The 24,688-nt window shown below is 62.7% G+C and carries 31 protein-coding genes and 1 pseudogene; 20 read left to right on the top strand and 12 right to left on the bottom strand.

The window, feature by feature from the left end:
- Positions 1 to 51: 51 nt before the first annotated feature.
- The 6 genes and pseudogenes from NJ75_RS17735 to NJ75_RS17715 all read left to right on the top strand — a co-directional run bounded on the left by NJ75_RS17735 (position 52) and on the right by NJ75_RS17715 (position 2,373).
- Positions 52 to 498 (top strand): MarR family winged helix-turn-helix transcriptional regulator, encoded by a 447-nt coding sequence (locus tag NJ75_RS17735; protein WP_011906632.1) that lies wholly within the window; start codon positions 52 to 54, stop codon positions 496 to 498.
- A gap of 48 nt (positions 499 to 546) precedes the next feature.
- Positions 547 to 891 (top strand): annotated as a pseudogene (locus NJ75_RS25435) (DUF2062 domain-containing protein); the annotation flags it as partial.
- A gap of 10 nt (positions 892 to 901) precedes the next feature.
- The gene (locus NJ75_RS25335) at positions 902 to 1,027 is read left to right on the top strand and encodes a hypothetical protein (RefSeq protein WP_267904643.1); all 126 of its coding nucleotides are present in this window, start codon (positions 902 to 904) and stop codon (positions 1,025 to 1,027) included.
- A 319-nt stretch (positions 1,028 to 1,346) separates the two neighbouring features.
- Positions 1,347 to 1,640, top strand: coding sequence for a hypothetical protein (locus NJ75_RS17725; RefSeq protein WP_011906631.1), 294 nt, complete (start codon positions 1,347 to 1,349; stop codon positions 1,638 to 1,640).
- Positions 1,641 to 1,716: 76 nt separating this feature from the next.
- Positions 1,717 to 2,088 carry an RNA polymerase sigma factor gene (locus NJ75_RS23455; protein ID WP_049759553.1) on the top strand — a complete coding sequence of 124 codons (372 nt, stop codon included), beginning with the start codon at positions 1,717 to 1,719 and terminating at the stop codon, positions 2,086 to 2,088.
- The gene (locus NJ75_RS17715; RefSeq protein ID WP_010890891.1) at positions 2,089 to 2,373 is read left to right on the top strand and encodes a DUF6768 family protein; all 285 of its coding nucleotides are present in this window, start codon (positions 2,089 to 2,091) and stop codon (positions 2,371 to 2,373) included.
- Between the two features lie 23 nt (positions 2,374 to 2,396).
- Here NJ75_RS17715 and NJ75_RS17710 read toward each other — a convergent pair whose 3' ends face one another.
- The gene (locus NJ75_RS17710) at positions 2,397 to 3,284 is read right to left on the bottom strand and encodes a recombinase family protein (protein WP_039336903.1); all 888 of its coding nucleotides are present in this window, start codon (positions 3,282 to 3,284) and stop codon (positions 2,397 to 2,399) included.
- Positions 3,285 to 3,532: 248 nt separating this feature from the next.
- Between NJ75_RS17710 and NJ75_RS17705 the strand changes: the two genes are divergently transcribed.
- On the top strand, positions 3,533 to 4,471 hold the full coding sequence (locus NJ75_RS17705; protein WP_011906628.1) for a hypothetical protein: 939 nt from the start codon (positions 3,533 to 3,535) through the stop codon (positions 4,469 to 4,471).
- A 6-nt stretch (positions 4,472 to 4,477) separates the two neighbouring features.
- Here NJ75_RS17705 and NJ75_RS17700 read toward each other — a convergent pair whose 3' ends face one another.
- The 3 genes from NJ75_RS17700 to NJ75_RS17690 form a co-directional block, all read right to left on the bottom strand.
- Positions 4,478 to 4,756, bottom strand: coding sequence for a WGR domain-containing protein (locus NJ75_RS17700; protein ID WP_011906627.1), 279 nt, complete (start codon positions 4,754 to 4,756; stop codon positions 4,478 to 4,480).
- 127 nt (positions 4,757 to 4,883) lie between these two features.
- The gene (locus NJ75_RS17695; RefSeq protein ID WP_010890895.1) at positions 4,884 to 5,867 is read right to left on the bottom strand and encodes a ParB/RepB/Spo0J family partition protein; all 984 of its coding nucleotides are present in this window, start codon (positions 5,865 to 5,867) and stop codon (positions 4,884 to 4,886) included.
- Positions 5,868 to 6,098: 231 nt separating this feature from the next.
- Positions 6,099 to 7,304 carry an AAA family ATPase gene (locus NJ75_RS17690; protein WP_011906626.1) on the bottom strand — a complete coding sequence of 402 codons (1,206 nt, stop codon included), beginning with the start codon at positions 7,302 to 7,304 and terminating at the stop codon, positions 6,099 to 6,101.
- A gap of 553 nt (positions 7,305 to 7,857) precedes the next feature.
- On the opposite strand from NJ75_RS17690, the gene NJ75_RS17685 reads away from it, so the two are divergent.
- Positions 7,858 to 9,162: a replication protein RepA gene (locus NJ75_RS17685; RefSeq protein ID WP_010890897.1), complete on the top strand. Its 1,305-nt coding sequence runs from the start codon at positions 7,858 to 7,860 to the stop codon at positions 9,160 to 9,162.
- A gap of 193 nt (positions 9,163 to 9,355) precedes the next feature.
- Here the strand turns inward: NJ75_RS17685 and NJ75_RS25165 are convergent, their stop codons facing one another.
- Positions 9,356 to 9,499, bottom strand: a complete 144-nt coding sequence (locus NJ75_RS25165) for a hypothetical protein (RefSeq protein ID WP_156135851.1) — start codon at positions 9,497 to 9,499, stop codon at positions 9,356 to 9,358.
- On the opposite strand from NJ75_RS25165, the gene NJ75_RS25525 reads away from it, so the two are divergent.
- Both NJ75_RS25525 and NJ75_RS25155 read left to right on the top strand, forming a co-directional pair.
- Positions 9,446 to 10,078, top strand: a complete 633-nt coding sequence (locus NJ75_RS25525) for a DUF7146 domain-containing protein (protein WP_439822786.1) — start codon at positions 9,446 to 9,448, stop codon at positions 10,076 to 10,078. The two genes, NJ75_RS25165 and NJ75_RS25525, sit on opposite strands and share 54 nt — an antisense overlap.
- Positions 10,079 to 10,146: 68 nt before the next feature.
- Positions 10,147 to 10,815 (top strand): SAM-dependent methyltransferase, encoded by a 669-nt coding sequence (locus NJ75_RS25155; RefSeq protein ID WP_039336898.1) that lies wholly within the window; start codon positions 10,147 to 10,149, stop codon positions 10,813 to 10,815.
- A gap of 109 nt (positions 10,816 to 10,924) precedes the next feature.
- Here the strand turns inward: NJ75_RS25155 and NJ75_RS17670 are convergent, their stop codons facing one another.
- Together NJ75_RS17670 and NJ75_RS17665 are read right to left on the bottom strand one after the other, a co-directional pair.
- Positions 10,925 to 11,839: a tyrosine-type recombinase/integrase gene (locus tag NJ75_RS17670; protein WP_019053427.1), complete on the bottom strand. Its 915-nt coding sequence runs from the start codon at positions 11,837 to 11,839 to the stop codon at positions 10,925 to 10,927.
- Positions 11,833 to 13,380, bottom strand: a complete 1,548-nt coding sequence (locus tag NJ75_RS17665) for a tyrosine-type recombinase/integrase (protein WP_039336896.1) — start codon at positions 13,378 to 13,380, stop codon at positions 11,833 to 11,835. The genes NJ75_RS17670 and NJ75_RS17665 overlap by 7 nt, the downstream gene beginning before the upstream one ends.
- Here NJ75_RS17665 and NJ75_RS17660 point away from each other — a divergent pair.
- Positions 13,362 to 15,287 (top strand): strawberry notch C-terminal domain-containing protein, encoded by a 1,926-nt coding sequence (locus NJ75_RS17660; protein ID WP_039336894.1) that lies wholly within the window; start codon positions 13,362 to 13,364, stop codon positions 15,285 to 15,287. The two genes, NJ75_RS17665 and NJ75_RS17660, sit on opposite strands and share 19 nt — an antisense overlap.
- Here the strand turns inward: NJ75_RS17660 and NJ75_RS17655 are convergent.
- The 3 genes from NJ75_RS17655 to NJ75_RS17645 form a co-directional block, all read right to left on the bottom strand.
- Complete coding sequence (locus NJ75_RS17655) at positions 15,274 to 16,413, bottom strand: Fic family protein (RefSeq protein WP_010890900.1); 1,140 nt, start codon at positions 16,411 to 16,413, stop codon at positions 15,274 to 15,276. The genes NJ75_RS17660 and NJ75_RS17655 overlap by 14 nt on opposite strands.
- Positions 16,414 to 16,649: 236 nt before the next feature.
- Positions 16,650 to 17,240, bottom strand: a complete 591-nt coding sequence (locus tag NJ75_RS17650; protein ID WP_010890901.1) for a PIN domain-containing protein — start codon at positions 17,238 to 17,240, stop codon at positions 16,650 to 16,652.
- A gap of 12 nt (positions 17,241 to 17,252) precedes the next feature.
- Positions 17,253 to 17,711, bottom strand: a complete 459-nt coding sequence (locus NJ75_RS17645) for a helix-turn-helix domain-containing protein (RefSeq protein WP_010890902.1) — start codon at positions 17,709 to 17,711, stop codon at positions 17,253 to 17,255.
- A 205-nt stretch (positions 17,712 to 17,916) separates the two neighbouring features.
- Here NJ75_RS17645 and NJ75_RS17640 point away from each other — a divergent pair, with 205 nt between their 5' ends.
- Both NJ75_RS17640 and NJ75_RS17635 read left to right on the top strand, forming a co-directional pair.
- On the top strand, positions 17,917 to 18,429 hold the full coding sequence (locus NJ75_RS17640; RefSeq protein WP_039336888.1) for a ParB/RepB/Spo0J family partition protein: 513 nt from the start codon (positions 17,917 to 17,919) through the stop codon (positions 18,427 to 18,429).
- Between the two features lie 91 nt (positions 18,430 to 18,520).
- A complete protein-coding gene (locus NJ75_RS17635; protein ID WP_039336887.1) occupies positions 18,521 to 18,877 on the top strand; it encodes a hypothetical protein in 357 nt (118 codons plus the stop codon).
- Positions 18,878 to 18,888: 11 nt separating this feature from the next.
- On the opposite strand, the gene NJ75_RS17630 is transcribed toward NJ75_RS17635, so the two are convergent.
- Entirely contained in the window at positions 18,889 to 19,080 is a 192-nt protein-coding gene (locus tag NJ75_RS17630) for a DUF6771 family protein (protein ID WP_039336886.1), read from the bottom strand.
- Positions 19,081 to 19,177: 97 nt separating this feature from the next.
- Here NJ75_RS17630 and NJ75_RS17625 point away from each other — a divergent pair, with 97 nt between their 5' ends.
- The 6 genes from NJ75_RS17625 (at position 19,178) to NJ75_RS17600 (ending at position 22,281) form a co-directional block, all read left to right on the top strand.
- On the top strand, positions 19,178 to 19,798 hold the full coding sequence (locus NJ75_RS17625) for an SOS response-associated peptidase (protein ID WP_039336885.1): 621 nt from the start codon (positions 19,178 to 19,180) through the stop codon (positions 19,796 to 19,798).
- A 53-nt stretch (positions 19,799 to 19,851) separates the two neighbouring features.
- Positions 19,852 to 20,316, top strand: coding sequence for a hypothetical protein (locus NJ75_RS17620; RefSeq protein WP_039336883.1), 465 nt, complete (start codon positions 19,852 to 19,854; stop codon positions 20,314 to 20,316).
- The gene (locus NJ75_RS17615) at positions 20,303 to 20,644 is read left to right on the top strand and encodes a hypothetical protein (protein ID WP_039336882.1); all 342 of its coding nucleotides are present in this window, start codon (positions 20,303 to 20,305) and stop codon (positions 20,642 to 20,644) included. The genes NJ75_RS17620 and NJ75_RS17615 overlap by 14 nt, the downstream gene beginning before the upstream one ends.
- Positions 20,641 to 21,132 (top strand): hypothetical protein, encoded by a 492-nt coding sequence (locus NJ75_RS17610; RefSeq protein ID WP_039336880.1) that lies wholly within the window; start codon positions 20,641 to 20,643, stop codon positions 21,130 to 21,132. Before NJ75_RS17615 ends, NJ75_RS17610 begins: the two co-directional genes overlap by 4 nt.
- Positions 21,133 to 21,177: 45 nt before the next feature.
- Positions 21,178 to 21,690 carry a hypothetical protein gene (locus tag NJ75_RS17605; RefSeq protein WP_039336877.1) on the top strand — a complete coding sequence of 171 codons (513 nt, stop codon included), beginning with the start codon at positions 21,178 to 21,180 and terminating at the stop codon, positions 21,688 to 21,690.
- Positions 21,691 to 21,777: 87 nt separating this feature from the next.
- Positions 21,778 to 22,281 carry a hypothetical protein gene (locus tag NJ75_RS17600; protein WP_039336874.1) on the top strand — a complete coding sequence of 168 codons (504 nt, stop codon included), beginning with the start codon at positions 21,778 to 21,780 and terminating at the stop codon, positions 22,279 to 22,281.
- A 6-nt stretch (positions 22,282 to 22,287) separates the two neighbouring features.
- Here the strand turns inward: NJ75_RS17600 and NJ75_RS17595 are convergent, their stop codons facing one another.
- Positions 22,288 to 23,520, bottom strand: a complete 1,233-nt coding sequence (locus NJ75_RS17595; RefSeq protein WP_039336873.1) for a DUF1173 domain-containing protein — start codon at positions 23,518 to 23,520, stop codon at positions 22,288 to 22,290.
- A gap of 149 nt (positions 23,521 to 23,669) precedes the next feature.
- On the opposite strand from NJ75_RS17595, the gene NJ75_RS17590 reads away from it, so the two are divergent.
- On the top strand, positions 23,670 to 24,584 hold the full coding sequence (locus NJ75_RS17590) for a DUF3800 domain-containing protein (RefSeq protein WP_236727185.1): 915 nt from the start codon (positions 23,670 to 23,672) through the stop codon (positions 24,582 to 24,584).
- The last annotated feature ends 104 nt before the right edge of the window (positions 24,585 to 24,688 follow it).

The raw sequence follows: 24,688 nt of genomic DNA, 5'->3' as shown, positions 1-24,688 counted from the left end.
TTTACAGTAAAGACTGTCCTTTTGAGCAATCGAAGGCTATGAGCGACGACCATGGCGAAGACGTCCGACGAGCAAAGCTACCTTACCGAAGCCGATGGGCTCGTGTTCCTGATCGAGGAGGTGCCGCGCAAGCTCCGCCGCGTGTTCGATGCATCGACCGCGAAGTTCGGGCTAACCCGCACCCAATGGCGCGCACTCGCCTATATCTTCAGGACACCCGGTCTGACCCAGACCGAACTCGCCAAATGCCTGGAGCTGGAGCGTGCAAGCGTTGGCCATGTCATAGACCAGCTCGAAAAGGCGGACTATGTCGAGCGCCGCGCTGTCGAAGGCAATCGCCGGGTGTGGACCTTGCATCTGCGCCCAAAAGCCATCGGCATCCTGCCCGCGCTTAGGGCGGAAGCCGATGTGGTCTACGAACGGTTGCTCGCTGGCATATCGGCTAATGACATTGCCACCTTCAAGCGACTCCTGGCCAGTATGTCCGCCAATCTGTAGTCTTGGCACCGATCGCGTCTATCACAACTCGCGAGACAGTGATCAGCCATCGATTGTCAACCGAACAGAGGATTTGCCCTTCCCTGTTGCCTTGGGGCTTTTCGTGGGATTTGTCCTGCCGATCGGGCAGATTGTCGTCGCGGACCTTCTCGCTGCTTCTGCTCGCGGGAACCCCTCGTTGCAGCGCTGGCGACGCTGGTCATAAATCCGTTCACCTTTCCGCCGATCTACTATGCCGCGTTTCGCGTAGGCAACCATTTCCTTGGCTCATCTGGCGGGACCGGCGCAATGCCTGCAGCGGTGAATGACCTGTCGACATCGATGCTCAGCATGGTGATGGGGACCACGCTGCCCATAATCGCCGGTCTCCTCCTGTTTGCGACCGTTTCGGCCGCTGTCGGCTTTGGCGCGGTTCACCTCGCATGGCGGCCGCCGCTGGCGCGCCAATGGCGGTCTCGCCTCCTCCTCAGGCAAGCCGATCACCAATCTCGTAACGATGCATAATCAGGCCACCGACAGTGTCGCGTGATCTCTATTATGACCTTTTTAGGTGCCGCTGGCGCCGAGCTGCGGTAAACAATACATGCTCACGGAGAAAATCGTCCCGGACTCGTTGCCACCCTGCCGAAGCAACGATCAACTCAATTCGATGGTCGGCCTTAGTCTCCCCGGATCCCTTCAGCGAGTGGCGGCCGACCATCGAACTTTGGTCTGGATGGACAACACCCCCGGGGAGAATTGACCATGCGCTGGAGTGGGCCCTTGGGGTCGGCCAGAAGTCAGGCGGGCAATGGCGCAAATGCGAAGACCCCAGCACGGCAGGCTATACGCCGGGAGCGATCGAGCAGATGAAGGACCTCAACGGCGACGGACGCCCGGAGGCAGTCATCACCGAGGGAAGCACCTTCTGTTTCGGGATCACGGGGGTCGTTTTCAATATCGTCAGCAAGCAAGCCAATGGGTCCTGGAGGCTGGTCGCATCGCGCACCGGTATCGCGACATTCCTGGCAACCAAAGGCGCCGGAGGCTGGCCTGACGTCGAAATTGGTGGCCCCGGCATGTGTTTCCCAGTCGAGCGCTGGAATGGGCGCGAATACGTAATTCATCGCCGACAATATGAGGGGCGGCCCTGCCGCCGTTGATACCATCGATCGATCGCCAAAAATGTCGGACCTCTGACAATTGAACCAAATGCGTGATCCAGACCACCTTACCTGCATGATGCATGGTTCGCACGAGAACAGGCCTGATCGCGAAGAGGAAGTTCGCATCGCGCAACGCGCGATTGACGGCTGCCACACGTCCTTCGAAAGACTGGCGCGGCAGTGGCACCCCAAACTGGTTGCGCACGCCTGCCGTCTGCTTGGCCACCGTGAACAAGCCAGGGACGCAGCACAATCCGCGTGGGTCAAGATCGCAAAAGGTATCCGAACCCTGCGCGATGCGCGTGCGTTCCCGGCGTGGTCGTATCGGATCGTGACGCGACGCTGCGCCAGTCTCATCGCGAGCAATCAAACGGACCGCGCTCTTGCCTCCAATCTGCGGGATGATGCGGTCACGTGCGCAGGCACCGAGCAAGAACCTCCGTAATTGTCTCAACTTATCGGAATCTTCTCGGGCCGCACCGGTTGGGTAAGCATGATGATGATGACCGCGCAACTCGTCCTCTTCGGTGCCGGTGTCTGGGCCGCAATTGGTTTCTTCGCCGCTGCCGATGCCCTTACTGCTGTGAAGTGGGGAATCCCTGCCGCGGTGCTCCTCATCATGTCCTTGATGATCAAGCTCGCGCTGTGGCCCGTCATCCACGTGAACAGGATGCTCGCACAGCTCCACCGGCTCGAACTCTCGGTTTTGCGCGACACAGGCCACTCTTGAATCGCCCGGTAGTATGGCAAGGATTAAGCAACGAGATGCAAGGCTCGCGCTTGCGAGATGACTCGACGAACGCTCTCGGGTGTCCAGCAAAGGCCATCTCGGGGTGTCGGTTCCCTCAAGTCCCGAGAAAGCCAAGTGGCGATGTCGCGCAGAGTTGCATCGGGATGTGTGTTGAGACGGTCGGCAACAAGGCGGGCCACCCGTGTATCGGGCGGCAATCGCGGTGACTTCTGCAGAATCGCGGGGTTGGCAACGCTTGCACGCACCAAATTACGGCACGCCTTAACCAGAGTTCGCTCGCTGAACGAACGGACCGGTGGCGTGATCGCCAGCACCTGACGCAGAACCAATGCCCATGGCAAATGTGGGCGGAGGCGTTCGACTGTCGGCAGCCAGCGATGCCTGCCATCAAGCAGTTCGTTCAGATGTCGCTCGTTGTGGCTGACGCGAATATTCGAGATCGCCACGGGATCACGTTCCCGCATTCTCGGGTTGCCAGGCTTCGCTCCCCTGGCGACGGCAGCCTTGATGCCTGCCCGCGTCCGTTCCCGGATAAGGGCTCGTTCAAACTCGGCAAACGCACCAAGCATCTGGGTCATAAGCATGCCCTGCGCGCTCGACGTGTCGATCGGGTCGTGGATCGAACGGAAGTATGCGCCCTTTCCTCGCAGGGTCTCGACGATCTCCAGCAGATGCGACAGCGAACGAGCCAAGCGGTCAATCCTTACGACCAGCAGGGTATCGCCCTGCCCCGCCCGTCCGAGTGCACGTGCTAAGTTTGGACGTTCCTTGCTGGCACCGCTCGCCTTGTCCTCGAAGATCTCCACGCAACCTTGCACGCGCAAGGCATCCTGCTGGGCGACCGTATCCTGCTCATCCGTGGAAACGCGGGCGTAGCCGATCAATGCTATTTGTCACATTCCATTTAATGGTCCCATCAGAACGGTTGCCCCCGTTAGATATAATCTTCTGTCGCTCTTGGCTAGTGCCGAGCAACCACGTGATTCCGCGGCTTTCCGCCGGTATTGGGACCAACGAGCAGGGAAAATCACGCCGGCGCAGGTATCCGTGATGGGCCGTTATCGGACAGTGGAAGGGGCCAGAATAAGGCCTCAATGCAGAGTATACTTTTCGATCCATTCCTATATTATTGGCAGTGATGGCACCCTCCCCTCCCCCGTGGCAACTGGCGCTCGCACGGCTCGAGGGGGCGCTGCCGTTCCTGGGCGCGGAGGTGGGGCAAGGGTTGGCGCTGGCTTCGCTCAGGCGGTTGTGGCGCGTCCATGTCCGCGATTTTCCTCAGGAAAACCAAGGCCCTGAGCACAATCCCGGGCTCGAGGCGGCCGAGCTGACCCGCTCGTGGTACGCGAACGAACGGCGCGATTTCCTGTCGTGGATCGGAAGGCGCGGGTCCCCTCCCCTCGCCCGCGCAGCGCGCCTCGCGCTCGCCGCCAAAGGTACGACCGAGAGCTTCACCAGCGCGTGCGATCCGGCAGATCGGGCGCTGGCGCGGCTTGATGCGCTGCTGCCGGCACGCGATCCGCTGGCGACGCTGGAAGAATGGCTCGAGCAACTGCGCGACGATGAGATCGACTTCCTCGAACTGGGCAGCGAGGAGGTGGTGATCGAGGGCAAGGTGTTCCAGCGGTTTGCGGCGCGGGGCAGCGCCTGGGCGGCCTCGCTCGCCGCGGCGATGCGCCCGCATGTGTTCGGGCTTGGCGCCGCACCGTTGGCCTTGGCCGGTCTCGCCCCGCGCAGCCTATTCAAGGCGGACCTGGAAAGGCCCCTTTCCGCCTTGCTGACCTCCGCGATCGATGCGGCCGCGACCGATGTGGCAACCGACCTGGCCGCAGTGCGTACAGCGCTTGCGCTGGGCGACGAACGATTGGCGGGGCTCTACGCCTCATCGCAGGCGCCGGCGGTGTGGCAGCTGATCCTGAGCCTGGGACCCCTCACCCGCGCCGAACTGGCCCGCGCGCTTGATGTGACCCGCCGAACGGCCTCGCAGGCCGCCGCAGCGCTCGACAGGGCCGATCTGGCCACCCTGCGCCCCGGTGACCATGCCCTGGCCCCCATTGCGGCTCCCAGGGCCTCCTGAGGCGCGTTACGGCGCCAACGACACCTCGCGGTAGGGCACGCCAATCCTTTTGGGGGCTGACGCCCGGCGCTTGAGCAACTGGCGGGCAAAGCGTGCGGCTTCGTTTTCGTCGGCAAACGAGACCGCCCTCCCCTGCCCTTTAGTGCCGATCCGCCCCCAGGCGAACTCGACGATCGAGGCCCCGAACAGGTCGCGGCTCACCGCGACGGTATAGCGCCGGGCGACATTGCGCTCTGCGCAGACGGCTTCGAGCCAAATGAAGCTGCCGTGGGTCGGGGTGTCCATGCGCGCATAAATGCCGCACGAGGATTCATGCAATCCAACGGGAATTTTGAATCAGTCGAGTCTCAGTGATTCACGCAGGCGATTTATCTCGGGCACCGCCCCCAAGCGGTCAGGATGGGCATTTGGATCAGCTTTTCTGCAAGACGGACTCGATCGCCTTCAGAACCTCAGCCGTTGATGCACCGCTTCGAGCAGGAACCTTGAACGTGTGCCCTCCCCTCGCCGAATGCGCATAGCGCAAGATCACCTTGCCATTCGCCCCCCTCACTTCGGCATCGGAGTTCGATGACTTCACTGGAGCGACCGTTGCGCGGATGAGGCGCTTCGCAATCTCTGGAGCGGGAAGCGCAGTTCCAAGATCATCGCGCTCAGCCACGATCGCACGGCTTTCGGCGATCATGAGATCCAGTGCGCGCCTGTCAGAAGTCAGTGGCTTGATGTCTCGCGCCACCCGCACGGTAATGCCATGGGTGTCCGGGAAAGCAGCAACGATCTCTGATGGTAGCCGCGCCACGTCCAGCAGGCGGCTGAGCCACGACTTCGATATCTTCAGATGCTCGGCCATCTCACTTTGGTTTGAGTTGTAAAACTCGTCGAGCGCGCGGGAATATTCCTTCGCGCGCTCCCAGTCGGAGATATCCTTCCGAGACCTATTCTCAATGTCGGAAACCCGAAATGCCTCTTCGTCGGAGACGTTCTGGATCGTTACGAGATATTCGAATTCGGGATGGTGGTGGGTACGCAGCCACTGAACCGTCCACCAACGACGAACGCCCGCAATGATCTCGAAGTCGTGATCAGGGTCGTCCTTGAGGCGACGGACGATTGCCGGGATTCGCTGCTTCTTAGCGGAGAGAAATGCGTCGATTAGATCGCGGCAGCTATCTTCGGAAAGATGGTCGAGGTCGCGGTTATGAAGGCGCCAAGGTCGGCAGCGCGCGGGATCAACCCACTCCGTCCGGTCGGTCACGACTTTGCCTGCCGCGATCCTTGCCAAACTCTGACTGCGGCTTGCCATAATGCTTTCGGAGGGAGCCGGCGCGCCAACCTCGATATCGTCATCCAGCCCTTCCGTCAGGCTGCTTCCGAAGCCCCGATTTCCCTTGGCCATATCGTATCCCGAACCTCTCTTCTTTATTCGCCGGAGGCATAGTTGCCACGTGGCAACTGCCCTCCATGAGCCGCTGTGAGGCCGCCAGATTTGGTAAGTTGCCACGTGGCAACATTCCCAAGAAACTGCCTCAATCCCACGCCTCAAGCCTCATACCAACCAATCAAATTTCACTGACATGACGTTGATAATATGCGGTTTTATGCCCGAGTTGCCACGTGGCAACTTTGACTAAACCGCCTCCCCTGCCCTGCTCGCCCAAGTGCGCAGGACGTCAGTCTCAATCTCTCTGCAGACGTCGCTCAGATGCTTCATGCAACGGTTGTGAACTTCATGCGAGGTCACTGGCCTGTCGAGCTCAAAAACGGTCTTCATGCGTGAGCTGGCGTTGTCGATTTCCGCGCTGGTTTTCAGAACAGATGTCGCCATTGAACCGCCAAAGACCTGCCGCATCATCGACAGGATTTCCCGGTGCATAGACTTGCTTTCATCCACTCTGCTCCCAACCAGGCGGATGAAGTTGTAAGCTGGCTTCACCCTGCCCGCGATTTGCTCAAGCTGCTTCATCGTGGTGCGAGCCATGTCGATAAAGGACACGGTAGACGCGAAGTCGATCACACTCGGCGGTACGGGAATGACCATCGCATTGGCTGCTTGAAGTACCGCCATGGAGACCATGCCGAGAGCCGGCGGCGGATCCATGACAACGACGTCATAGTCGTCGACCACCGTATCGATAGCTTCGGCGATCAGATCGATGATGTCGAAGTTCTGATTCTGCGCCAGGTAGCCCGCGATCTCGTATTCGAGATTGTAGAGTTTGAGGTTGGCTGGGATCAGGTCGAGGCCAAAGAAGTGAGTCTTGCGGATGATGGACCGCACCCCGAGGAGTTCGGGATTATGAAAATGCCCGTAGAGAGTGTCGTCTTCGGTCAGATCCACGTCGGGCCGATATCCGAACATCATCGTCGAGCTGGCTTGGCTGTCGCAGTCGATGAACAGAACGCGGTAACCGTGAATGGCGAAATGCTGAGCGAGATGCAGCGCGACTGTCGATTTCCCAACACCACCTTTGAAATTGGACACGGAGATAACCGCGGGCGTGTCGGTTGGTTCTCGCCAGGGGCGAGTTCCGAAAACGGCGCGCATTTGATCGAGCTCTTCCAAGGTGTACTGGACCCGATGGCCGGACGCAGTTCGATCGCGTTGCGGCAGTCGCCCATCGCGCTCGGCCTCACGGATTGCAGAGGCAGTTCGGCCGACGAGCGCGGCCGCCTTCGAGATTGAGTAGCACGGCCCGACCTTTTGGCCGGTCTCCGGATCCAGGGCTCCATCGCGAATACGCTTAAGGATGGTGAGGGCCTTTCGATGTAAGGTCCCCAAGCCGTCTTCCAGGAGTTCATCGGTTTGTGCGTCGAGCGCTGCTTCGCTGGCCATGGTCACCGCTTTGTGAGATTGAGCGGGCGAATTAGCACTCTTGGCAGTTTTGAGCAAACTTTGGCCACCAATCTTACAAAGTGACCGATGATCTCCGTGCTCTTTTCAGGCTAGCGCCGAATCAGAGGGGTAGGACGGATCGAAAAGTCACTGGTCGCCAGGGAGCAGGGAGTTCAATCTTGTGACGCGCATCGGCGGTCGCACAAGGACGTGTGTGCCTAGTTTGGCCCCCTGTGGACAATCACCGATGATCTCGGTGCAAACCGATGAATTCAGTGCATTTAAGCGATGATCTCGGTTCTCTTGAGACCGATGATCTCGGAGCCCATACCTACTAAAGGAATCTCCTAAGAAAATCCGATTTGCGAATCGTTTTTGAATTTTGGTCATTGGATTTTGTTGTGCGCCAACAAACCGCTCCGAGATCATCGGCGTGTTTGGAGGTTTCAGGCCCGGAAATCCGTCAAAACTGCCAATGGCCTTGCTTTCGAAGATCAAACCTGTTGATTAACGACCAACCCGGGGCTCCAATGAGTCGGGAAGGGACGGTTCAATGAGCGGAGACACACTGCGTCCAATCGGACATCAATACGCTCTAGCAATGCTAGGCGGTGGTGAAGAGCGAGTCAGGTCACTAGCGCAGTCTGCCGGCACTCAGCTGACCATGGATGCGTTTCTCAGGGTTCAGGATGAAGAGCCCGTACCGGCATTTCTGCATTCAGCGCTTTGCGCGATGTCCCTGCCCACGAAGCGGCCGAAGGATGATACGCAACCCATCCTTCGCGAAGACGGAAAGTATGCGCTGGCGATCAACCCCAGGCCCATATTGCAAACCGTCGATGGCAAGCCGACACTTCGAAGCCTCGGAGTACCGTATGGGGCCTATCCGCGCGTCGCGCTGATCTATCTGCTGTCGCAAGCAGTCACGAAGCGTTCGCGCGACGTCTACTTGGGTCGCAATTTCACTGAGTGGATGCGCCGTCTTGGCTATCAGACAGTTTCCTATGGACCTCGCGGTACCGCCAATTTGATGAGGGAGCAGGTGGACCGGCTGCTTGCCTGCGAATGGCAAATCCGCTGGGAGGGTAACGAGGGTGGGGACAACGCATTCGCTGTTCGGGATGTGAAGATTTCCAACGAGTACGCCGGATCGCTTGAGAAAAACGGCGCATTTGCGCGTGAAATTCGGATGTCAGAGGCATTCTACAGCCACCTGCTTGATCATGCCGTACCGCTTAACGAGGTCGCTATTCGAGAGCTCAAGGGCACCCCAACTGCGCTCGACCTCTATACCTACCTTGCGTATCGACTGCCACGGATCGGCAGTGACCGGGGGCAAGTAATCTCCTGGGATCAACTGGCCAAGCACTTGGGCAATGACGCCGACAGCAAGCGTTTCCGGCAAACCGTGCGAGAGACCATGCAGTTGGTTTCGGCGGTGTATCCCAACGCAGATGTCGATTTCAGCGGTCGCAAGGTGGTGTTGCGACCTTCGCCAGCCCCATTGGAGCGAAAGCTCGTCGGTCCGCACCTGCGTGTCATTGGTGCACCAGCGTTGGAAACCGCACCGAGATCATCGGTCCCGAAGATGGCTCGCACGCCCCTTCGCGAAACGAAGACCACCGAACCTCTGCAGCATTTTCCGGGCGGTAGCCTGACATACGGCGACCGAGAGACGAAGTTTCGGGCGATCGGTCTCGATAAAGGTAAGCCGTGGTGTGTTGATACCATGGCAAACGCTTTTCGTGCGGGCTTCCCTGGCATCAAGCAAGCGCGCACTGATGCCGAGTGGCTCAGGGTCTGGGAGGCCTTCGTTATCAAATATGCTGACCGGCGCGCTCAGGCAGGCGCAAACTGACCGATGATTTCCGAGCACATCGCCGACGGCTGATTCGCGTCGGGGGAGGGGAGTAGGGCTGAGCTGGGCGGTTATGCCCCTCATCAGCAATCACCCTACATCGGATCTCCGAACCCTCGTCGCCCGCCTAGGTGGCAAGTGGACGGGCAACACCGCGATGTGTCGTTGCCCGTCCCATGCAGACCGAACGCCGTCACTGGCGATCAGGCAAGGCGATCGCAGCATCCTCGTGACCTGCCATGCCGGTTGTGATGCTACCGATGTTCTTCGAGCGCTTCGCAGGATCGCCGACCTGCCAAGCGTTGGCCCCGCTGAGGTAGTTGGCAGACAGGCTCACCAGCCATCAGCCTTTCTTGCGATTTGGCAGGCAGCTCGTCAGATCGAGGGCACGCTGGCCGAGCGCTATGTCCGCGAAGTCCGCAACGTCTGGGCACCGCTTGAAGACCTGCGATTTCATCCGCGCTGTCCGAAAGGGCAGGGGAGGCTCGTTCAGTTTGAGCCAGCCTTGCTGGTCGCGATGCGCAAGGCGGGCGAGATCGTCGCGATCCAGCGGATATTCCTCGATCCAACGACGGCCCACTACACCGAGAAGCTCGTCCTCGGGCGAGCGATCGGCGCTGCCTGGACCAACGGACCACCGGGCAAAACGATTGGCCTCTGCGAGGGCTTCGAGACTGCCGCGGCATACACCTCACTGACCGGCATCCAGGCATGGGCCACCATGGGCGCCAAGCGCTTCCACCAGGTCGAGATCCCGGCCAGCGTTGAGCGCGTGTTCCTGCTTGCTGACAACGACCCTGAAGGCCGCCGCGCCGAAGCCCGTGCGCGGCAAGCATTGGCCCGACCGGGCCTTGCGATCAACACCGAGTGGCCACCGGGACGCATGAACGACTGGGCGCAGCTCCTGAAGCGCTGAGGGGAGGGGGGCTGCAGGGGATGTGCCGCCGGTCGGCAGCAGACCTCACAATTCTCCCGGAGACCTCCATGACCGCTACGATCTCAGGCAGCAGCGCCATTCTCGGCGCTGCGCGAACGCTTGCTGCCAAGCTCCTGCTCGCCATTCCCATCGATCGAGCGGCTCTCACGGAGGCCATGACCGAGAGCTCGGGCGGCAACGATGCTGCGGGAGCCTGGACCCAGCGCGAGAGTTTCGAGGCGCTTGAGGTGGCGCTGGCCATGGCAATTCCGGAACTGGTCGGCCGAATGGACGCCGGTGCTGCCATCGGCACGCTCGAGGCGCTTGCTCGGGAATTACCGACCCACACGGTGCGCAGCGAAGACCAGATCGCTTTCCAGCAGTTTTCTACCCCGCCGGCGCTGGCGTGCCTTGCCGTCCATCTCGCGCGCCTCGGGTCCGAAGATATCTTCCTCGAACCGAGCGCCGGCACCGGGATCATCGCTGCGCTGGCAAGAGGCGCGGTGAAGCAGTTCCTTCTCAACGAACTCGAACCTACCCGCGCTGAGCTGCTCGAAGGCCTATTTCCGGGCTCTTCAGTCTATCGCCACGACGGCGCCAAGATTGCCGCGCTGCTCCGCACACAGCTGCCGCGCCCGGTCTCGACATGGTCCAGGAAAGCCATGATCATGTCGGGGCCGAGATCCTCGATCTCAAGATCGGTCGGCCGACGCTTCAGCCGATCGGCAGCGAACTGAACGAGGAGGACGAAGCAGTTGGCATAAGTCTTCACTGTGTGCGGGCTGACAGCACGTTCGCGTGGCAGATGCTCACGCAGGTATGCCGAGAGATGCGGAGCGAGCGCCGTCATGCCGCCTCTCCCCGGTAAAGCTGCTCGCTCGCAGCCGCAATGTCGCGCAGCAGCACCGGAGTGGCCTCGAGATACCAGTACGTGTTGGCGACCGACGCGTGCCCCAGATAGACACTGAGACCGGCCATGTGGTGAGCGATGGCCTCCCTGTCAGGTGGGCAGGACTCAAGGGAACGGACAGCGAAGGTGTGCCGCAGATCGTGGAGTCGCATGCCCGCCGTACCGGTTGGTCCACGATATCCGAGCTGCCGGGCCAATCTGACGAACACGACGTGGGCGCGCACCTTGTGCGGTGCCCGTCCCCGGATAGTGACGAACAGGTCGTTGCCCCTGGCCGCGTGCTTCTCGCGGAGGGCGAGATAGGCTTCGAGTGCTTGGCGCGTCGATGGCTGCAAGGCAATCAGCCGCTGCTTGCCAAACTTGCCGTTGCGGACGATCAGGCCATCCTCGACCAGATCTTTGCATTGTAATGCGAGGGCCTCGGAAATCCGGAGACCTGTCGCCGCCAGCAGCCCGAACAGGTAATGGTACGTGTGTGGGCTGATCGTGCCTTGGGGTGGAACGTCCAATGCAGCAGTCATGATCGCCCGCACCTGGTCCGGCTCAATGATGGTCGGCGTCGGGCGTGGCCGCTTGCCCCGACCGAAGACGCCGGCAGGCGGAACTTCGTGGCCTGAATCTTCGGCGTGAGCGAAAAGGCTGAAGTTACGTGCGGTGTCGAACCTCCGGCGGGCCACATATTGTGAGCTCGACGTATGGCACCAGTCGTAGATGCGCTGGACCTGAGTGTGCCGATCGCCGAAACCCCCGGCGTAGGCGGCGTACAGGCGCAGCATGCGTTCCTGTTCAGAGAACTTCAGCCCGAGGCTGCGATGCAGCGCCACGTATCTGGAAATGTGGATGTTCAGCATGACTGTTCTCCCGGCCAGGGCTGCGCGATCTTCATGAGCATCGGCAGATCGACCTTGGCGTAGATGGCAGTGGTCTCGGGCGAGCTGTGACGCAGGATGGTCCCGACGGACTCCAGGCCTGCGCCCGCGCGCAGCAGGTTGGTGGCAAGCGAATGCCGGAATATGTGCGACCCGGTCGGCACTCCTTCGATCCCACCGCGGTCGCGCGTACGAGCGACGATGCCCGCTATCTCAGCGGACGAGCGGAATGGCCGAAACGGTGCTTGTGCACGCAGGAACAGATGCTCTTCGGCGGCCTTCGGGCGGGCTGCCGCAAGATATGCCAGGATCGCGTCGCCAACATCCTGCGGCAATGGCAGGCGGTCCGGTCGACGCGTCTTGCCCTTGACCGTCAGGTGGCCGGATCGCCAGTCGATGTCGTCGAGACGCATGTTCTGAATATCGGCAGCCCGCAGGCCGAGCCTGGCGAGCAGGAGAATGATGGCCTTGTCCCGGACTTCCACCGGACGATCTGTCGGACAGGCCGCAATGATCCTCTCGATCGTTGCCGGGTCGACGTGGCGCGGCAGCGTCGAAAGGCGGTAGCGCTGTACTGATGGAACTGCATGCAACAATGCCGGCCGGCACTCGCCACGCACGACCAGAAACCGGATGTAGCTCCTCATTATCGTGACGAGCAGCGATGCCGACCCCGGCGTCTCCTTGCTTCGTCGTTGGAATGCGCTCCTGAGTCCGGCGGCATCCCATTGCGAAGGCTCGCCCAGCATTGGCATGAGCCGTCTGATATCGGTCCGGTAGCGCCGGATCGTCTCGTCCGTGGCGCCGCGGTGTTGCTTGAGCCATGCCAAGTAAGCCGACATGTGCGGGTCATCGTCCGCCACCGGTTCAACCAATGGGATGGCGCCCCGGCCTCGCAGGAACTCGACGAAGTGCCGTGCGCATCGCCGCCGCCGCTTGGTGCCCGTTGCGACCAACTTGCCCCGCTTGCGCCAGACCGGGCATCGGCAATCATGCGCTGCATAGTGGTCGATGATCGTGTCATCGATATCGATCCATTGGCGCCGCGCCATGCGAAGCCAGGCCACGAAATGCTCGGCCTCGGACCGATAGGCCTGTGCCGGTCCCTCGGCAAGTTGCAGGCGATCGATCGCATCGGAATAGTCGGCGAGGTGCCGTGGCAGATCGTCGATCCCGTCGTCGACTTCGACGTAGCCTTGATCTTCCAGGAACCGGACGAAGCGCCTGACCCTTGCTGCTTGGTCAGCCTTGTAGTGCGCTTGCTGCGCCGAATACCGGTGGCACCGGCACCCATGCTTTTCGAACCGCCGGACAGCCCGATCGTCAATCGTGCGGATGGCGATCCTATGCAGGCCCAGCCAATGCAGGAAATGGCGGACCGCCGCGCCAAACAGAACCGCACAGCCTGACTTCTCGTCGAGCGACTGAGAGGAGAGGAATGTGGTGAGAAGGGTGCCGTGACTGGGCGGGTCTTCGACCCGGAGCGGGGCCGCTCGAAACGGCAATGATGATCTTGATCGCATGTTGGTTCCTTCGACTTGTTGAGGTCGAGGGAACCGTAATTATCTGGAGTGAAATCATGGAAAACCGAAGGAAACCTGCGCCTCCCGCCACCACGCTCGACATAAACTGCGACTGCAAAGAAGCCATCGTGGACTACCTCACCCGCGCTTTCCCGACCCGGCAGATGGAGGAATACGTCGACGAACTCGGCGACGTTCGCTCTCGGCCAATGTGGGACCAAGCCGGCAACCCGGTCCACAACCCGCAGGCCGAGGCCGCTCGCGAGCAGCTGATCGAGCATATCTGCGCGATGCCGCCGATCCCGACCGCGCTCGACGCTTTGCTAGAGCACTACGGGGTCAGCGCGGTGGCCGAAGTTACTGGGCGCTCCAAACGCCTGGTCCGCGATGGCAGCGGCCAGCAGCGCCTCGAAAGCCGCTCGCCGCGCACCAACCTTGCCGAAACCACCGCGTTCATGACGGGGGCAAAGCGTATCCTGGTGTTCTCCGATGCCGGCGGAACGGGCCGCAGCTACCATGCGAGCCTCGATGCCAAGAACCAGCAGCGCCGCGTGCATTTTCTGCTTGAGCCGGGCTGGCGAGCCGACCGCGCGATCCAGGGGCTTGGACGAACGCACCGCACCCACCAGGCCTGCCCGCCGCTGTTTCGGCCGGTCACCACCGACTGCAAAGGCGAAGCCCGGTTCACCAGCACGATCGCGCGGCGGCTCGATGCGCTCGGTGCGCTGACGCGCGGCCAGCGCCAGACCGGCGGGCAGGGGATGTTCGATGCCGCAGACAACCTCGAGAGCGCCTACGCCAAGCACGCGCTGCACGACTGGTACGGGCTGCTGGCCACCGGCAAACTCAAGAGCACGTCGCTGAAAGAATTCCAGGCCATGAGCGGGCTTGAACTCACCGACCAAGACGGAGTGCTGCGCGAGGACCTGCCGCCGATCCAGCGCTGGCTCAATCGCATCCTGGCAATGAAGATCGCCGTCCAGAATGCCATCTTCGACGAGTTCTTGACTCTGGTGGAGACGCGGGTGTCGGCGGCCAAGGAGGCCGGGACTTTCGATATCGGCGTCGAGACCGTCGCGGCCGAGACCTGCGAGGTGCTCTCCGACACGGTGATCCGTACCGATCCGGTGACGGGGGCGACCTCGCACCTCCTCGAACTGTCGCTGACCCAGCGGCGTAAGCTGCTCGCGCTCGAGCGCGTGCTGAAAATGGCCTCATACGAGAACAAGCCGCTGTTTCTGCGCAACGCCAAGTCGGGCAAGGTCGCGCTCGCGATCCCTGCGCCGTCGCACATGGACGAGGAGGGCGAGCTTATCCGCCGGTTCGAACTCGTCCGCCCGTTGCGCAGCGAATACATCCTTGCGGGCAGGCTGGACGAGACCGCCTGGGAGCCTGTCGCCCAGACCAAGTTCAGCGCGCTGTGGGAAGCAGAATACGCCGCTGACGAGAACCAGCTGGTGACCGAGACGGTGTTTCTTGCGACCGGGCTATTGCTGCCGATCTGGGGCGCGCTTCCTAAAGAGGACCTGACGGTCAACCGCATCGTCGACAAGTCCGGCGCCTCGTGGCTCGGTCGGCACGTCCATGACCTCTACGTCGATGCGACGCTCGAGAAGCTTGGCGTCTCGCGCAAAGCGCAGACTGACCCGGCCAAGATCGCCCAAGCCATTCTCGGTGGTGGCACGTGGAAGGCGCCGCATCCGCTGAACTTCACCGTTCGCACGTCCCGGGTGAACGGGGCGCGCCGGATCGAGATCGTCGGCGCCGAGGCGGCCCGCATCCCCGAGCTCAAGGCTATGGGCTGCTTCACCGAGATCATCGCCTACAAAACCCGGGTGTTCGTGCCAACCGACAAGGCCGAGGCCATTCTGCAGGCGATGACGGGCCCAGGGACTACGCCTGATTGACCGGCGGGTTTGTCCCGGCAACAGCATCGAGGATCAGGTGGTAACGGGTGGCCTTGAGCGTTCCCGTTTGCCCCATCGCGCCGAGCGCGACCAGCTCCTGAAGATCGCGGGTTGCCGTGGCCCGCGAGGTGTCGGCGATCGTGATGTAGTTGGCAGCACTGAGCCCGCCCTTGAACCCGTCGAGCCCCTCACGGAACATGCGCGCAATGACCTTCTCCTGCCGCGGGTTGAGCTTCCCCCGGTACCGGTCGTGGAACCGGGTCTTCTCCAGCAGGAAGTCGATCAGCGCCAGGCTGTGGGTCTGCGCATCAAGGACAGTCTCAGCCCAATAGGCGAGCCAGTCGGAGATCTCGTTGGACTTGTTCGCCGCTTCGAGTGCGTCGTAATAGGCCGAGCGCCGCCGCTGGATGGTCTGCGACAGCGCGATCAGGCTTGGCTGCCCGATTGCCTGCGACAGTGCCTTCTCCGCGATCGCGCGCCCGATACGGCCATTGCCGTCTTCGAACGGGTGAATGGTCACGAAGTAGAGGTGCGCGAGGCCAGACCGGGTTAGGCCGGGTAGGGGCGTAGCGCCGCCAGGGCCGGTAGCCGCGAACCATTCGAGAAACCGCGCCATTTCCGCCGCCATTTCGCGCGACGGTGGTGCCTCGAAATGGACGGTGGGCTTGTGCAAGGCTCCCGAGACGACCTGCATCGCATCTTCGTGCTCACGGTAACGGCCAACGACGTCGATGTCGCTGCGCCCACTCAGGACCAGGCGATGCCAGTCGCCCAAGACCTCTTCGGTCAGTGGAGCGGCGAAGTCCCGGAAGAGCGCCATCATCATTTCCGCGATGCCGCGTTCGGCAGGCGGGATCCGGCGGGCTTCGGTTTCGAGACCGAACTCGCGGCGCAGCGAAGACTGGACACTGTCGCGATTGAGCAGTTCGCCTTCGATCTGCGAGGTCTTCATCGCTTCGTCGGTCATGACGTCGAGCACGACGCTGGTGCGGTCCTCATCGCCGAGGTGCTTCACCACGCCGATCATGATCCCGGATTGCTGCAGGAAACGGGCCTCGTGCACGGCCAGGGCTTCGCTATTCCAGCGAAAATCAGGCCAGTCCGGCTGCTGCCAATTCCACTTCATGAGGCATTCGTTCCCGCTTTATAACTCACTCGATAGCTCATTATGAGGCATAAAGCCATGATTTATGCCTCACGGGGCGCTTGCCGCCGATTTCCGAGCGCAAGTGCTGGGGGCGCTTCACCGAGGCCTTGATCGGCGCAGGGGTGCCTTGAGCGCATTTAACATCAGCGATGTTAAATAGGACTGTGCTGTTAGACCGGCCTACCTCACGTCAGCGATCGAGACGCGAATGGACCTCAGATGGATTCGATGTGGTTGTTGAGCAGTGAGGCAGTGACGAATAGCCCATGCGCCTCTAGCGACCTCAGGTAGCCCTCTGCAGACATTTCCGGTCGCGTAAGCCGAGTGCGCAATGTTCGGATCGCGGCAACCGCCTTGCCTTCATCAAGAGCAATGGTGTCGGCGATGAACTCATCTGCAGTTCGTGCTTCGATGTTGAGCGGCGTCAGGACTGCCTCGGGGAAATCCGCGTTGTTCTCCGTGACCACCGCTTGGGCCTGTGTCTGGACGGCTGCCGCCAGCACATGTTCGTCGTTCGCATCGGGAAGACCGAAGGTCATCGACGCAAGCGAAGTGGGAGCCATTACCAGCGCTTCCGGGAAGGCGCGGTGCATGGCCCCGACCGAGCGCGCCGCGCGCGAGGCAGAATCTTCGATGCCGCGCTCGGCGAAAATCCTGCCCAGTGCGTTTTGCGTTTCATCGAGAATCCGCTGCGACCATCGCACCCGGAAGAACTCCGCTTCGGCCAGCGTGAGGAGCAGGTCCCGCCTAGGGGCGCTGACCAGTGTGCAGGCATCTACCAGAGCTGTGTAGCGATTGGCGAACATGGCGGCCGGAGATCAATAAAGGTCCGCGTCGCCCGAAAGCAGATCGTCCATAGCCTTGGCGCGCGTTTCATCACGCTTAGCCTTGTAGGCGAACACATCCTCTGCCTTGAGGCGACGATGCCTACCAACCATGCTATGGGGGATATCGCCCTTTTCGATCAGCTTGATGAGGTAGGGCCGCGAAATATTGAGCAGGTCCGCCGCTTGCTGTGTGGTCAGCATCTGCTGAATCGGAACGAGCGTGACGGCATCGCCGCTGCCAATGTGACGCAGCAATTCCAGGAACAGATCCGACATCGCCGGTGTGAGGGCGATTTCAACGGGTTTTCTGGTTTTCGGATCGGGCACGCGCAGCTTCGCCTCGCCGGCCTTCTGGGCGGCAAGAATTCGGCGAAGCTGGTTGGCGATCTGTCGGTCATCGGCCGAGGGCAGCCTGTTGCCAAAGGGCAAGGCGTTGGCTGGCAGGGTCATTGGCTCTCTCCGTGATGGCCATATTCACTATCGAATATTCGCAATAAACGCAACCAAATTCTCCGCTCCGGGTTCCGCAGCTCTGGCATATCGCCGTAAACCATGGGCCTGAAGTCCCGGGGCCGTTCCTGAAATGTCGAGGGGAGGGGGGCTGGAAGGGGTGAGCCGAAGGGCTCGGTCAATCCAGCTTTCAGGAGCACCCCCCATGAACGACATCGAGATGATCCCGCTTGGCAAGCTACGCTTGTCCGAGGCCAACGTCCGCAAGAATGACAGCAACCTCTTCATCGAGGAACTCGCCGCCAACATCGAGGCCAAGGGCCTCCTTCAGAACTTGATCGTGGCGCCAGCCAAGAAGCGGGGCATGTTTGATGTGACCGCCGGTGGTCGCCGCCTGCGAGCACTGAACTTTCTCCTCGAGGCGGGCAAGCTCGCCAAGGATCACCCCGTCGCCTGCCGCGTGCTCGACATCGATGCCGCCGAGCAGTCCGAACTCTCGCTGATCGAGAACGTCATCCGGCTCGACATGACCCCGACCGATGAAATCCGGGCCTACAAGCACTTCGTCAATGAGGGCAGCGACCTCGACGCGATTGCCAAGCGGTTTGGCCGCACCCGCCGGTTCATCGAAGGCCGCCTGCGCCTCGCCGACCTCGCTGATCCGATCTTCGCCGCACTCGAGGAAGGCAAGATCACCCTGGATGTCGCCAAGGCCTAAGCCCCCCGCGCGGCCTGAGGCGGAACGTCGGCACTGCCCCCCGCCCGGCGTTCCGCCTCTTCATTTGCATTGGGATACCCGGAGACCAGACATGCTGACCGACAGCGAACGCTTCGCCTTTACCACCCGGCGCCACCACGCCTTTGCCAGCACTGGCAATGCCTATGACGCGGTCCAGTGCGACGAGGCCATCCGCACCGGCGACACGCTGGTCGTGCTTGCCGAGGAGGTGGTCGGCGTCGCCATGACCTGGCCGTTTGCCGTGACGCACACGCATGGCCATCTCCATGCCCTCTCCGCGCCGCGCGAGGGTGAGACGCTCGCGGATCTCGCCCGCTCGCTCCACGTCAGCGCTGCCGACTTCGAACACGCCGCCGAGATCGCCCGGCGTTTCGGATTTCCCCTCGACCCGCAAATCGAGGCGCTGCTGGCCCGCCCGGCGGGCTGAGCAGGCGCGCGTCAGAGCGGCAGGGTCGACTGCTCAGATGAGGACGCACTCGCCGGCGCGTCGACCGCATCGGCGATCACGCGGGCGAGTTCGAGCGCGGCATCTTCGCGCAGGCAGGAGCTTGGGGCCGTGATCCCGACCCGCGCCCAGCCCGGGGCGTCCAGGATCGCATGAGCGACAGCCGACGTATCGATTCGTTCCATGCGCGCAAGAGAACATATAGGGAACACATTTGCAAGATGGCGGGCGCTGCTGCTCGTGCCGATTGACAGGGCAGGGCGGTCCGCCGAGCATCAAGGCATGTGCAACTTGTACCGCATGACCAAGGCCCCTGCGGAAATCGCCCGGCTGTTCGGTGCGCGCGGCGGCGCAGGCGCGAACTTCGCCGCCGAGGTCTATCCGGGCTATCCCGGCCTGGTTGTTGCCGAGGGCGAGACGCAGGTGATGACCTGGGGGTTTCCGCTTGTCCTGAAGGGCAGGAACGGTCACCCGCTGAAGCCCAAGCCGGTCAACAACGCGCGCGAGGACAAGCTCGGCACTGCATTCTGGCGGCCGAGCTTTGAGCGCCGCCGCTGCCTGATCCCCGGCACCGCCTGGGCCGAGGCCGAGGGCGTCAAGGGTCAGATGACCCGGACCTGGTACTCACTGGCGGGCGAAGAGGTCTTTGCCGTTGCCGGCATTTGGCGCCCGACCGAGGAGTGGGGCGCAGCCTATTCGATGGTCATGGTGGATGGCAGCGCGCAGATGGCCGACGTACACGACCGCATGCCCGTCGTCCTCGCCCGAGAAGACTGGGAGCAGTGGCTCGCGGGCACATCCGCCGAAGCCTTCGCGCTGTGCCAGACCTGTTCCAATGAACTCGTCGTCGATCGCACGGCCGAGCGCTGGGGGGCAGGGAGGTCCGCGGCGACGTCAGGCTGAGGGGAGGGGGGCTTCGCCGGTCGGATCAGACCCAAGCGAAAGGACCCAAGCCTATGGGCGACCGAGCCCCCGTCCACATCACCATCGGCGGCGCACTGCCGCGCGAACATCTCGAAGCCTTCGCCGCGCACGCGGCCGACTATGACCTGCGCACCGAGTGGGATGGCGAACCGTTCGATCCTGCGGCACTGCCCGGCGGCGAGCCGCTCGAGCTCTATGGCACCGAGCTTAATGGCGGACAAATCCCCGCGATCGATGCCTTCTGCGCCGACCATGGCCTGCCGTTCCGCCGCTGGTCGGGTGGGGGCCTCGGCGCCTTCCTCCCCGAAATTGTCCTGTTCGATGGGCAAGGGCCGATGCGCGACTACACCGCGAGTGAAGACGAATACGTCCTCTTCCCGCCATCATGGATCAACGGCTTCACCCGGCTGCGCGATCTCAAACGCGAGATGGGCCGCGCCGAGCTGACCATCCCGGCCTTCGTGGTGACAGGAGGTGCGAGCGATGACGGTAGCTGATGCCTCCCTGCTGGCCTCCTCACGCGAAGCCGTGCTCGCAAGTTTTCCGCTCTCGCGGGTGAGCGAGGCCTTTTTCGACGAGATGCTCGGCGTCCTGCCGCCAGCGCATATCGCCGGCGTGCCGGGCTTCTTCGTCACCGAGGCGGTGTGCGACGACGTCCACGCCCAGTTCGTCGCTGCGGGCAGCCGCTTCTACGGCGGCTATGTTGGGCTGAGGGACCGTGCGGGTCTCATCACCCATGCGCGCATCGCCGAATTCGAGCCTGCCCATCCGCACGCGGCGGAACTCGCCTGGTATCCGGACGGCCTCGAGGGGGCCGCGTCATGAGCCGGCACCGGATTCTCGAACTCGGCGCAGGTCCCGCCGACGAGCGCTGCGCGCAGCTTGGGATATGCGCGGACTTCGCCGCGGCCAACACGCTCGAACTGCTCGCCTACAAGGCCGCGATCATTGCCCTCAACGCCGAGCCGCCCCTGCCGCTCGGCTTCGCCCTCGTCGCCAATGTTCATGATTTCGGGACATACCAGACCTTGTGGCTGGTTTCGGCGGAACTGCCCTTGCCCGAAGACGCGCAGGTCTGGATCGACGACCTTGTGGAACCGGTTACCTGGATCGCGGCGGGATTTCCGCAGCCGGTGACCTACGAGGGCTCGCGCGCAGTCATGCGCCCATTCCGCGAGGTTATCGCCGCCGCGCTCCAGATCACCCGACCGGGCGCCGACGGTAGCTTCTTTCCCGTTGAGAACGCGGTGCTCCACCGCAATCTGCTCGCCGCCTACGGTCCAGCCACGGTCGCTGCGGCTGACAGCGGGTAAGGGGAGGGGGCTGGAGCTGGGCGTTCCTAAAGGGAGTCCAAGCCCATGCCTCGCTTCTATGCCGGGATCGGTGCGCGCTCCACGCCGCCCGTGATCCTCAGCCTGATGACCCGCGCCGCCTTCGCGCTCACCAAGCGCGGCTATGTCCTGCGCTCGGGCCACGCGATCGGCGCCGACAGCGCGTTCGAACGCGGGGCAGGCCGCGATGCGCAGATCTTTCTGCCGGAGGCGGGCTGGCGTGGTTCGGCAAGCGAATTCCATCCCGACACGCTCGGTGACGAGCTCTGGGGCAGGGCGCGTGCCATCGCGGCGGTGCACCATCCGGCCTTCGCCGGGCTCTCGGCCTTCGTCCAGGCGCTCCACACCCGCAACGTGTTCCAGGTGCTGGGCCCCGCACTCGATCGCCCTGCGGAATTCGTGCTCTGCTGGACCGCCGACGGCGAGCCCTCGGGCGGCACCGGCCAGGCGCTGCGCATTGCCGCCAGCCACGGCGTCCCCCTCTTCAACCTCCAGAGGCCGCGGACACGCGCCCACGTCGAGCGTCACCTCGTTCTCTGATCCGTTCAATTCCGCGCGCGTCCGCCGTTCTATCCCTTGCCTTGGCAACGGGACGCGTTGGCGCGCGGCAACGCGAAAGTCCCAGCCATGTCCTCGATCACGCTCACTCTCGAACTTGCCTGCACCCGCGAGGAAGCCGCGCGCTTTGCCGCGGTCGAACTGTTCCTCGCCGAGGTGGCTGAGAACGCTGAGGCTCAGCCGCCCGCCGAGCTCGAGGCGGTCTTCGGGGCTCGGCCACGCGAGACGATCCTCGGCCTTGCCGGGCACCCGCAGCCGCTCGGGTTCACCTGCCGGTACGATCGGGACAAGGGCGTGATGACGCTCGCCGTGATCGACGGCAAACCAAACCTCGCCGCGCTCCCGGTGCTGCTGCTCTGGCTCTATCCCGAGAAGCTCCCCATCGCCTACTCGGTCCACGTGACCGAGCGGCCCGAGCTCGCGGTCTGGACGATCGTCGGCCTCAACCGCATCGAGATCACCCAACACGAGGGCGAGGTCGCGGCGCGGCTCGAAGCCCTGCGCGCGGCTAGCGACACGCCCCGGCGTCTCGATCTGCTGCCGTTGAGGCCGCTGCCTCGCGCGGGCGACTGACGCCGCTCAGGCGGCCTGCTGCGCCTGCCAGCCTCGCCGCGGCGGCCGGCTGACGCGGGCCGGGAGCGGCTCGCCTTCCTTCCACAGCAGGTGCGCGACGCCTTGCCCGGCGAGCAGGGCTTCCAATGGCTCGGCCAACTCGTTGTCGCGGTCGTGGATGTGGATGGCGCTGGCTTCCTCGCCGGTGTCCTTGAGCACCAGGCTGGCGATCGGCGTATCGTGATCGAGATTGACGCGCAGGCCCTTCACGAAGCGCCGCTTCTCGGCGACTGCCTTGCCGACGAGGTAGCGCTCGTCGCTGGTCTCGTAGGGCAGCCACTCTCTCGTCACCGGCATCAGCGCCACCTCGATGAGGTCGAAGGTGCCCTCGCGTCGGCGCGCGAACGAGCCGGCAAGAACAAGGTGGCCGCACTTGCCGTTCGGCCCATCCTGCGCCTGCCACAGCGCGAGCTCGCCCGCGAACCGCTTGTGGAAGCGCCTCGCCATGTCCTGGTCCATCACGAAGGGCATGTCGCCGACATGGCGCAAGACAATTCTTTCGGCGCCGTGCGCGGGAACGATCTCCTTGATCTCGCCGACCACCACCATCATTTCGTCGCGCGAGGCATAGACTCGGGCCAGCGCCGCGCGGCGCCGGGCCCGGATTTCTTCCTTTTCCTCGACCTTGAAGCTCTCGGGCACAAACAGCACGTGGGGCAGGGCTTCCTGCTTCGCCCGGCAACTGGCCGCCGCCTCGAGCAGCGCGCGGCGCACCACGAACCAGGTCCGCTTGCCCGCCATCTTCGGATGCCAGTGGCTGAGTTCGGCCCGGTCCCAGAGGACGTGGAGCAGCCCGCGCATCGACAGTTTCTGGCCCGACGATTTCACCGTCGGCTTGTCGTTGGTCAGCGCCGCCGGCGCGAGCCGCGCGGCTCCGCGCGAGAGCGGGAAGCCGAGCTTCAGGCTGGTCTCGCCGCTCGCCTCATCGTCGATGACCGCGCTCCCGCGCACCTGGCCCATGCCGGTGAGGTAATCGGGCGCATCGTAGTGATCGCAGGCGGTCGCATGGCGCGCGCCCGAGCCCGGCCAGCGCGCGAGCACGTAGCCATTCTGCCGGTGCGAAATGTAGAGGGGGAGTTCGTTTCCCTTGCGGCATTCGCAATGGACCGGGCTTTTGCGCTCGTAGGCTTCGCGCAGCACGTGCTGAAGTTCATCGCCTTCGACCACGCTGCGGCCGAGCACACGGTATCGCTGGATCATTGGGGTATCTCCAATTTCTCGCGATCGACGCTGCCCGTTCGACCTCTCGCGCATCTCCTTCGTTTTACGCGGCCCCGGGTGGGCTCGCGTGAGTCAGTCTATGCTGGCCTTAAGGGCGCGGCAAGGCTTGCTATGCACGGGGGTGGTGTGTGGAAAACCGCGCTCCGGCTTGGCTTGCACGGTCCGCGCTGGCATCACTGCGCGATGACGGCATCCGACCAGCAATTTCCTTGTTCGATCTCGATCTCGACCCGGTGGTCGAAGACCGCAAGAGCGCCACTACGCCTGCCGGGCGCTTCAGCAATTTCATCGTCTATGTCGACGAAAGCGGCGATCACGGCATGCAGACCGTCGATCCCAACTATCCGCTGTTCGTCCTCGCATTCTGCGTCTTCTACAAGAAGCACTACAGCGAGAAGGTCGTCCCGGCGCTCGAGAAGTTCAAGTTCAACCATTTCGGCCACGACATTGTGATCTTGCACGAGCGAGAAATTCGCAAGGAAACCGGCCCCTTCAAGTTCGCTAACGAAGCCGAGAAGCTGGGTTTCATCGATGGCCTCAGCGGTATCATCGACAAGTCGAACTTCATCCTGATCAGCTGCGTGATCGACAAGCACCGGCTCGGCGCGCGCGATGTCGAACGCGACAACCCCTATCATCTCGCCCTCGGGTTCTGCCTTGAGACGCTCTACGAGTTCCTCATCGAGAAGAACCAGAACGCCAAGAAGACCCACGTGGTCTTCGAGTGCCGCGGCAAGAAGGAGGACAAGGACCTCGAACTGGAGTTCCGCAGGATCTGCGACGGCGAGAACAAGCTGGGGGCGCCCCTGCCATTCGAGATTGTCTTTGCCGACAAGAAGGCGAACTCGTCCGGGCTCCAGCTCGCAGACCTGGTGGCGAGGCCAATCGGCATGAGTGTGTTGCGGCCGAGCCAGGACAATCGCGCCTTCGAGGTCCTGACCCGCAAGTTCTATTGCGACGGCGGGCGCGAGAATGTCGGCAGCGGCTATGAAAACTGGGGGCTCAAGGTTTTCCCGCCCCAAATAAGCGAAAAGCCCCGATGAAACTCACCGAGGCTATGACGCCGACCGGGAACCCCCAGTCCACTTGTGCCCCCTATATGCGCACTCCCGGCCAATTGACAAACGGAACATTGTGCCAATCCGGC

Origin of the sequence: Novosphingobium subterraneum (assembly GCF_000807925.1) — a bacterium.
GTDB lineage: Bacteria > Pseudomonadota > Alphaproteobacteria > Sphingomonadales > Sphingomonadaceae > Novosphingobium > Novosphingobium subterraneum.
The sequence above is the reverse complement of the archived record's forward strand: the minus strand, read 5'-3'. Positions and strand labels throughout refer to the sequence as shown.